We start from the raw sequence: 8,393 nt of genomic DNA on the forward strand, positions 1-8,393 counted from the left end.
CTCCGGCGCCGTCCCCCAGAACTTACGACAATGCCCCTCCCGTACACTCAGCAGAAATGACAACGGAAGTCGACAATGCGCCCACCCGGCCCCCTTGCCCGGCCGCAATCGGTGCCTCCGGCTTCAATTCAGCGATGTGGCGAGCATAGGGGAGACGGGCATCCCGATCCTTTTCCCGGCCGCTCCAGAGGGGTCCAGAGGGGCAATGGGGCGTCCACGGCCCCACAGCGCGGCGAAGATCGCTGGAGCCCCGAGGCGTATAGCGTCCGAACTTCTCGGCCGCCTCCGGCCCGCCGCTGGATCTGGCACCCGGCCCGCGGACCGTCCACGCCGGCTGGCGTCGAGCCGTGGACCATGTTCCGCGACTGTTCCGTCACCGCCCGGCAGCGCGGCGGACGCGGACACGCCCGCCGACCTCCCTCAACACCCGCCGACCTCCCCCAACACCCTCCGGCCCAGGTCAGAACGGTTCCCCGCAGGTAGCTGAACCTTCCCCCGGCGAGGGTGCGCGGCGCTTGCACTCGGCAGGGTAGAGTGCTAAAAAACGGTTGGCACTCTGCTGTGGAGAGTGACAACTTCACAGTCTGGGTCGGGGCGATGAGGCCCCAGGCCGGCGGCGGAATGGAAGTCGTCGGTGCGGGGGCCGTCCGTCGCGGGCGTCGGCTCGATCCTTTCAAGCCACCTTGTTCCGGGAGGACTGGAGCCTATGGCTGCAAAGATGATCGCGTTCGACGAGGATGCCAGGCGCGGGCTCGAGCGTGGCATGAACCAGCTCGCCGACGCCGTGAAGGTGACCCTTGGTCCCAAGGGGCGCAACGTCGTGCTGGAGAAGAAGTGGGGCGCTCCCACGATCACCAACGACGGCGTGTCGATCGCGAAGGAGATCGAGCTCGAGGACCCGTGGGAGAAGATCGGGGCCGAGCTCGTCAAGGAAGTAGCCAAGAAGACCGACGACGTCGCGGGTGACGGCACCACCACCGCCACCGTGCTCGCCCAGGCGCTGGTGCGCGAGGGCCTGCGGAACGTGGCCGCCGGGGCGAACCCGATGTCGCTGAAGCGGGGCATCGAGGCCGCGGTCGAGCGGGTCAGCGAGGAGCTGTCCAAGCTGGCCAAGGACGTGGAGACCAAGGAGCAGATCGCCTCCACGGCCTCCATCTCCGCCGGCGACCCGCAGATCGGCGAGATGATCGCCGAGGCGATGGACAAGGTCGGCAAGGAAGGCGTCATCACGGTCGAGGAGAGCCAGACCTTCGGTCTGGAGCTCGAGCTGACCGAGGGGATGCGCTTCGACAAGGGCTACATCTCGCACTACTTCGTGACCGACCCCGAGCGCATGGAAGCGGTCCTCGAGGACCCGTACATCCTGATCGTTCAGGGCAAGGCGTCGGCGAACAAGGACCTGCTGCCCGTCCTCGAGGGCGTCATGCAGTCCGGCAAGCCGCTGCTGATCATCGCGGAGGACGTCGAGGGCGAGGCGCTGGCCACCCTGGTCGTCAACAAGATCCGCGGGATCTTCAAGTCCGTCGCCGTGAAGGCCCCGGGCTTCGGTGACCGCCGCAAGGCCATGCTGGGCGACATCGCCACGCTGACCGGCGGCCAGGTCATCAGCGAGGACGTGGGCCTCAAGCTGGAGAACACCACGACCGACATGCTGGGCCGCGCCCGCAAGGTCGTCGTGACCAAGGACGAGACCACGATCGTGGACGGCGCCGGTGACGCCAACGAGATCGCGGGCCGGGTCAACCAGATCCGCACCGAGATCGACAACACCGACTCCGACTACGACCGCGAGAAGCTCCAGGAGCGCCTGGCCAAGCTCGCGGGCGGTGTCGCGGTGATCAAGGCCGGTGCCGCCACCGAGGTGGAGCTGAAGGAGCGCAAGCACCGCATCGAGGACGCCGTCCGCAACGCCAAGGCCGCGGTCGAGGAGGGCATCGTCCCCGGCGGTGGCGTGGCGCTGCTGCAGGCCGGCACCAAGGCGTTCGACAAGCTGGAGCTCGTCGGCGACGAGGCCACCGGGGCCAACATCGTCAAGCGGGCGCTGGAGGAGCCGGTCAAGCAGATCGCCATCAACGCCGGCCTCGAAGGCGGCGTCGTGGTGGAGCGGGTCCGCGGGCTCAAGCCCGGCGAGGGCCTGAACGCCGCCACCGGCGAGTACGTCAACATGTTCGACTCCGGCATCCTCGACCCGGCCAAGGTGACCCGGTCGGCGCTGCAGAACGCTTCGTCGATCGCGGCGCTGTTCCTCACCACCGAGGCCGTCATCGCGGAGAAGCCCGAGAAGAACCCGGCCCCGGCGGGCGGCATGCCCGACGCCGGCGGCATGGACTTCTGATCGGCGGCGTGTAGCCACACGCAGGAAAGGGGCGGCCCCCACGGGCCGTCCCTTTTGCGTTTTCCGCCGGACGCGACCACGCCGAGCCGTGCCGAAGAAGGACGAAGGCAAGGACTGGCCTAACCGGTAGCCCTTACGGCAGGGGGCTTTGGCGTACCGTATGCCTCGGCGAGACCGCTCCGTGACGAGGCTGGGAGAATGCATGAGCGACCCGTTCAGTTCCTCCGTGCTGAAGGTTGAACAGCCTCGCAGGGGACCGTTCGGCAAATCGCGTTACAAGGTCCTCGACGGCGACGACACCGTGCTCGCCATCGCGGCACCGTCGGTGGACGAGGGACGCGCCGAGGCCATGCGCGGCATCGTCCCCGGCAAGTCGAACCTCGACGCCCGCGCCGTCCAGCTCACCACCCCCGGCGGTGAGCTCCTGCTGACCGTCGAGAAGCTGCGCGGACGGGACTACACCGAGATCCTCGGCCCCAAGGAGGAGGCGATCGGCTCCTTCGTCACCGAGCGGGTCGGCCGCCGCTATGTCATCTACGACGGCGACGGCACCCTCATCGGCGCCGTCGAGGTGGACGTCCCGCGCAACAACTTCGAGGTGCTCGACAACGGCGGCACCAAGGTCGCGCACGTCCGCAAGAAGTGGGCGGGCCTCGCCACGCACCTGCTGACGACCGCCGACAAGTACACCGTGGAGATCTTCGACCCCGTCCCGGAGCCGCTGCGGACCATGGCGGTCACGACGGCGATCGTGATGGACATGAACCTCCACGAGTCCAAGGAGATCACCTGACCGGCCGCCGTCACGGGCGCAGCCGGTAGCCGACCCCGCGGACCGTCTCGATCAGCCCCGGCCCCAGCTTGCGCCGCAGGTAGCGGATGTAGACGTCGACGATGTTGGAGCCGGGGTCGAAGTCGAACCCCCACACCCGGCTGAGCAGCTGCTCGCGGGTCAGCACCTGGTCGGGGTGGCGGCAGAACACCTCGGCGAGCGCGAACTCGCGGGCGGTCAGCTCGACGGTCCGGTCGCCGACCCGGGCGCGCCGGGTCCGCAGGTCGAGGCCGAGCCCGCCGGCGTGCAGGACGGTCGCCTCCGGGATCCGCTCCGCCCGCAGCCGCAGCCGTATCCGCGCGAGGAGCTCCTCGAAGGCGAACGGCTTGGCGAGGTAGTCGTCGGCGCCGCCCTCCAGCCCGGCGACCGTGTCCGCGACGCCGTCCCGCGCCGTCAGGATGATCATCGGGATCGTCACGCGTTCGCCGCGCAGCCGGTGCAGCACCGTGAAACCGTCCTGCACCGGGAGCCCCAGGTCGAGGATCATCAGGTCGAACCCGCCGCCGCGGGCGTGTTCGTAGGCCGACAGGCCGTCGGAGACGACCAGCGTCGTGAATCCGTTCTTGTGCAGCCCCTTCTCAAGGAACGAGCTGATCCGCCGCTCGTCCTCGGCGATGAGAATCCGGTTCACCGCGCCGCCTCCACGCCACCAGACGCCTCCACGCCACCGGACGCCTCGACCCCGGGACGGGTCTCACCGGCAGGGGACGGCACCACGACCGTCCCGGCGTCCGCGTCGGTGTCGGCGTCCGCGTCGTCCGCCCAGGGGACGAACGCCGGACGCAGCGGCAGGGCCAGGACGAACCGCGCGCCGCCGTCCGGCGGGCTCTCCACGTACGCCGTCCCGTCGTGCGCCCTCGCGATGGACGCGACGATCGCCAGCCCGAGCCCGGCGCCGTCCCCCGGACCCGCGCCGTCCGCCGGACGGGTCTCCCGGCCGCCCCGGACGAACCGCTCGAAGATCCGCCCGGCGTCGTGCGGCGCGACCCCCGGCCCCGTGTCGCGCACCCACAGCAGCACGGTCCCGTCCCGCACCGCCGACCCGACCTCGATCATGTCGCCGTCCCCGGTGTGCCGGACCGCGTTGGCCGCCAGCTGCATCAGCGCCTGCGTCAGGCGCTGCGCGTCCCCCAGCACCCGCACCTCCGCGACGGCGCCGACACGCCAGCGGCGGTCGCCGAGCCCGCGCGCCTTGGCCACCACGTCGACCGTGAGGTCCGCGAGGTCGACCTCCCCGACGGTCAGGAAGTCCGGGCGGTCCGCCTTCGCCAGCATGATCAGGTCGGTGACCATCCGGTTCATCCGGTCGAGTTCCGCCATGAGCAGCGCGCGGGTCTCCTCGAGCTCGGCCGGGTCGTCGTCCATCAGCTCCAGGTGGCCGCGGATGACGGTGATCGGCGTCCGCAGCTCGTGGCCGGCGTCGTCGAGGAACCGGCGCTGCGCGGCGAACGCCGACTCCAGCCGGTCCAGCATCCGGTTGAACGTGGACGCCAGCGCCGCCACGTCGTCGTTGCCGCGGACGACGAGCCGCCGCGTCAGATCCGATTCGCCGATCTGGTCGGCGGTCTGCCGGACGAGCCGGATCGGCGCGAGCACCCGGCCCGCGATGAGCCAGCCGACCAGCCCGGCCACCGCCAGCGCCCCGAAAGCGGTGAAGCCCAGGACCTGGCTCGTCTCGGTCACCTCGGCACGCTGTATGTCGCGGAACTGCACCACGACCAGCGCCGCCTGCCGCCGGTCGCCGGCGACCCGGACCGGCAGCACCGCGTACCGCACCTCGCCGGCCGCGCTGGGCGCCGTGCCGTAGGCGGGCGTCCGCGCGCGGGCGGCCCTGGCGACGAACGCGGCGTCGCGGTCGAGCCGGGCCGGCGGCTGCTGCGCGCTGCGCCGCTCGGCCCGCCCGTCCACCACCGAGAAGAAGGTCTCGTAGTCGTCGGGGAGGTTGCGGACGAGGTAGTCCGTCAGCAGCTCCGACGCGTTCGCCGGGGGGCGGCCCGTGGCCGGGTCCTCGGCGTTCCGGGCATAGCTCCGCAGCTTGCTGGCCTCGTGGGTGAGCTCGCCGTCGACCCTGTCGTCCAGCCGCGCGGACAGCACCGACCACGTCACGGCGACGGAACCGGCCAGTGCCAGCCCGACGAGCAGCAGCATCCAGCCGACGATGCGCGCCCGCGCGGTGACGCGGACCTCAGCCGTCATCGTCGTCGTCGTCATCATCGTCATCGTCGTCGCCCGGGGGGACCGGCGGGGGCGGCACCGCGTCGCCGCCCGCCGTCGCCGGTACGGACGGTGCCGACGAGGCCGGCGTCGACGCCTTTGTCGGCCGCCCCTCCCCGGTGGTGGACGACGGGCTGACCTCGATGGTGTTCCCGAGCGACGGCGGGGAGCCCTCGTGCGCCGCGACTAGCCCGGCCACCAGAGCCGTGATCAGCGCCGCGGCCGCGACGATCCCGATGAAAGACGTGCGAACGGACATGGAAACAACCTCGCATATCGCTGGCGAACAGCCGGTTAACGCGAAATGAAAAGGCCCTCATTCGGCCAGCTCACAGTCCGTTCGGGGCCCCACATGAGAGTTTCCTCATCTGGCTCTCACCTTCGTCCCATCCCGGCCCGGGACCGTCTTCCTTGATCCGACCCCGATGACGAGGAGGCGCCCCGTGGCCGCGCATGTCCTGTACGGTCTCGCCGCGGACCTTGCCGCGATCACCGTGCTCGCGTACGGGATCTACTTCCGCCGGCACCACCGCCGTGACCTGCGGCTCGCGTACATCGCGGTCAACGTCGGCGTCTTCACCGTCGTGTCGCTGCTGCTAGCGGAGCGCGCCGACATCGCCGTCGGCTTCGGCCTGTTCGCCGTCCTGTCGATCATCCGGCTGCGGTCGGACGCCATCACCCAGGAGGAGATCGGCTACTACTTCGTCGCGCTGGCGCTGGGCCTGGTGAACGGCATCGCCGCCGTCATCCCGTGGCTCGCGGTCCTGCTCGACGTGATCCTCCTCGCGGTGATGTACGTCGCCGACCACCCGCGGCTCTCCGCACGCACCCAGCACCGTGTGGTCACGCTCGACGTCGTCCACCGCGACCCGGCCGTACTCCGCGCCGACCTGGAGAACCGCCTCGGCGGGACGGTGCTGGCCTGCAACGTGACCGAGGTCGACTACGTGCGGGACGTGATGCTCGTGGACGTTCGCTTCCGCCGGCCTGCCACCGGGCCCACTCCCCATGGGCCAGCTCTCCGGTCGCCCTACGCGACGTACACCGTGCCGGAGGCGTACCCCGCGGGACGGGCGGCGCGATGACCACCGACGGAGCATCGGCCCTGGGGCGCCTCACGGGTGCGTTGCCGCCCATCAGCCTGGCTGAGGTTCTCGACCGTGCCGAGCTGCAGACCCGGGTCGACCGGAAGTACCTGGTACCGGCGGCCGTCTGCGAGGCCGTGCTTCCGCGGCTCGGCGGCGAGTACGCGGCGCTGGACATCGGCGGACTGCGCCGGTTCCGCTACTCGTCCACCTACTTCGACACGCCCGATCTCCTCACGTTCCGCCAGCACCGGCAGGGTCGCCGGCACCGCTTCAAGATCCGGACCCGGGCGTACCTGGACAGCCGGGAATGCACGTTCGAGGTGAAGCTCGCGGGAGCGCGCGACGTCACCGACAAACGACGCATGCCCTACGACATCGACCGCCGCGGGGAGCTGGACGGCACGGCCCGCCGCTTCCTTGAGGACGTGCTCACGGCATACCGGATGAACCCGCCCGCGACCGTCGTCCCGGCCGTGACGACCACCTACCTGCGCTCAACCCTCGTCCAGCGCTCCGGCCAGGGCCGGGTGACGATGGACGCGGACCTGACCTGCACGCGCACCGGCGCCGCCGTTTCCGCCGACCAGGGGATGGTGCTGGTCGAGTCGAAGTCCGAGCGGGCCGACGCCCCGGTGGACCGCATCTTGCACGACCACGGCGTCCGGCCCGTGAAGATCAGCAAGTACTGCGTCGCCGTGGCGGTGCTCCACCCGAGGATGCGCGCGAACCCGTGGCACCCGGCGATGCGGGCCTTCTTCGACGGACACCGGCCCCTTTACGGCGCAGCCCCGCCGAGGTAGGTAATGAAATGTGCAAGTCGTCGGGAGAGGCACGAGCGACTGGCGGATCTCACCGGCCATCCCCGCCGTGGCGAACCTCACCCTCGCCGTGCTCTGGGTGTTCACCGCACTCGACGGATGGGCTGAGCAGGGGTTCTGCGGAACGGACGGCCTCCCGGACCCGTCCTGCGCCGCCGACGTCCGAAATGCCGTGCTCGTCTCCCTGATCCCCGTCGTCCCGGCCGTGGGAATCATTCTGGCGGCGGCCGTGTTGTACCGCCTGCGGAGAGATCCCCACCGGGTCACCGGGATGCTCACCGCCGCGGCCATCCTCTGGGTCCTCGCCGAAGGCATCGTGTTCATCGGCGGGCACTTCGCCCAGGCGAGCTGACCGCGGCGAGCGTTTCCGCAGGTGGGACGCACAATGCCGAGAACGTCTCGGCACCCGCCGGAGGCGCCGCGAAAAAATTCGCGCGGTTCGGTTTGACGTTGCGTCGCCGGGGGCATAATGTTCTCTCCGCCCCACAGGGGAGCGGGACGCCGGAAGGCGGCCGGCCCGTGGGGAACCACTACCGACCAAGCAGACACGGTCTCGCCGTGTCCGCTGAACGGTGGTGGGCCGGAAAAGGTCGATTTTGCAAATCGTGCCAGATCTGGTGAAATGGCTTCACCGCCCGGAAGGCGCCGCGCAAGCGGCACCGGAACGGCGCGCCGGAAAAGACGGGAAATTGACAGTCTCGCCGGATTCGGTAGAGTGAAAAGCGAGTCGCCCCGGAGCCGGGGTCCGCGGGAGCGGGGTTCGGCGCGGTGGGTGTCCGTTTCTTGAGAACTCAACAGCGTGTTAAAAGCCAGTGCCTTTATCGGCTCGACCGGTGTTTTCTGGTCGGGTCGCCCCGTGGCCGCCCCTTCTTTTGTGGGGGTGGTGGGGATTTCTTTGAGGCAAGAACCCCTTTTGGGGGGTTTATTGCTGGGATTGTTTCCGAGGTTTGGCCGGGTCTGGGGTTCGCCCCCTGGGTTTGGTCGTTTGGACCTTAATGGAGAGTTTGATCCTGGCTCAGGACGAACGCTGGCGGCGTGCTTAACACATGCAAGTCGAGCGGAAAGGCCCCTTCGGGGGTACTCGAGCGGCGAACGGGTGAGTAACA

8 protein-coding genes and 1 rRNA gene are annotated in these 8,393 nt (G+C 69.9%); 6 read left to right on the forward strand and 3 right to left on the reverse strand.

Annotated elements, in window-relative coordinates; genetic code table 11:
* Positions 1 to 706 precede the first annotated feature (706 nt).
* Positions 707 to 2,335 (forward strand): chaperonin GroEL, encoded by a 1,629-nt coding sequence (gene groL / locus E1200_RS28150; protein WP_131955108.1) that lies wholly within the window; start codon positions 707 to 709, stop codon positions 2,333 to 2,335.
* A 202-nt stretch (positions 2,336 to 2,537) separates the two neighbouring features.
* Entirely contained in the window at positions 2,538 to 3,128 is a 591-nt protein-coding gene (locus E1200_RS28155) for a phospholipid scramblase-related protein (protein ID WP_131955109.1), read from the forward strand.
* A 10-nt stretch (positions 3,129 to 3,138) separates the two neighbouring features.
* On the opposite strand, the gene E1200_RS28160 is transcribed toward E1200_RS28155, so the two are convergent.
* From E1200_RS28160 to E1200_RS28170, 3 genes are read right to left on the reverse strand one after another with little or no spacing between them, the layout of a single operon-like run.
* Positions 3,139 to 3,798 (reverse strand): response regulator transcription factor, encoded by a 660-nt coding sequence (locus E1200_RS28160; protein ID WP_131955110.1) that lies wholly within the window; start codon positions 3,796 to 3,798, stop codon positions 3,139 to 3,141.
* Positions 3,795 to 5,378 carry a HAMP domain-containing sensor histidine kinase gene (locus tag E1200_RS28165; RefSeq protein WP_207933577.1) on the reverse strand — a complete coding sequence of 528 codons (1,584 nt, stop codon included), beginning with the start codon at positions 5,376 to 5,378 and terminating at the stop codon, positions 3,795 to 3,797. The genes E1200_RS28160 and E1200_RS28165 overlap by 4 nt, the downstream gene beginning before the upstream one ends.
* Positions 5,353 to 5,640: a hypothetical protein gene (locus tag E1200_RS28170; RefSeq protein ID WP_131955111.1), complete on the reverse strand. Its 288-nt coding sequence runs from the start codon at positions 5,638 to 5,640 to the stop codon at positions 5,353 to 5,355. Before E1200_RS28170 ends, E1200_RS28165 begins: the two co-directional genes overlap by 26 nt.
* A gap of 184 nt (positions 5,641 to 5,824) precedes the next feature.
* On the opposite strand from E1200_RS28170, the gene E1200_RS28175 reads away from it, so the two are divergent.
* From E1200_RS28175 to E1200_RS28190, 4 genes are all read left to right on the forward strand, one after another.
* Positions 5,825 to 6,466: a DUF4956 domain-containing protein gene (locus E1200_RS28175; protein WP_243708881.1), complete on the forward strand. Its 642-nt coding sequence runs from the start codon at positions 5,825 to 5,827 to the stop codon at positions 6,464 to 6,466.
* Positions 6,463 to 7,269 carry a polyphosphate polymerase domain-containing protein gene (locus tag E1200_RS28180; protein ID WP_131955113.1) on the forward strand — a complete coding sequence of 269 codons (807 nt, stop codon included), beginning with the start codon at positions 6,463 to 6,465 and terminating at the stop codon, positions 7,267 to 7,269. Before E1200_RS28175 ends, E1200_RS28180 begins: the two co-directional genes overlap by 4 nt.
* A gap of 10 nt (positions 7,270 to 7,279) precedes the next feature.
* On the forward strand, positions 7,280 to 7,639 hold the full coding sequence (locus E1200_RS28185; RefSeq protein WP_131955114.1) for a hypothetical protein: 360 nt from the start codon (positions 7,280 to 7,282) through the stop codon (positions 7,637 to 7,639).
* Positions 7,640 to 8,279: 640 nt separating this feature from the next.
* Positions 8,280 to 8,393 (forward strand): 16S ribosomal RNA (locus E1200_RS28190); the annotation flags it as partial.

The sequence above is a fragment of the Actinomadura sp. GC306 genome (genome assembly GCF_004348665.1).
Lineage (GTDB): Bacteria > Actinomycetota > Actinomycetes > Streptosporangiales > Streptosporangiaceae > Spirillospora.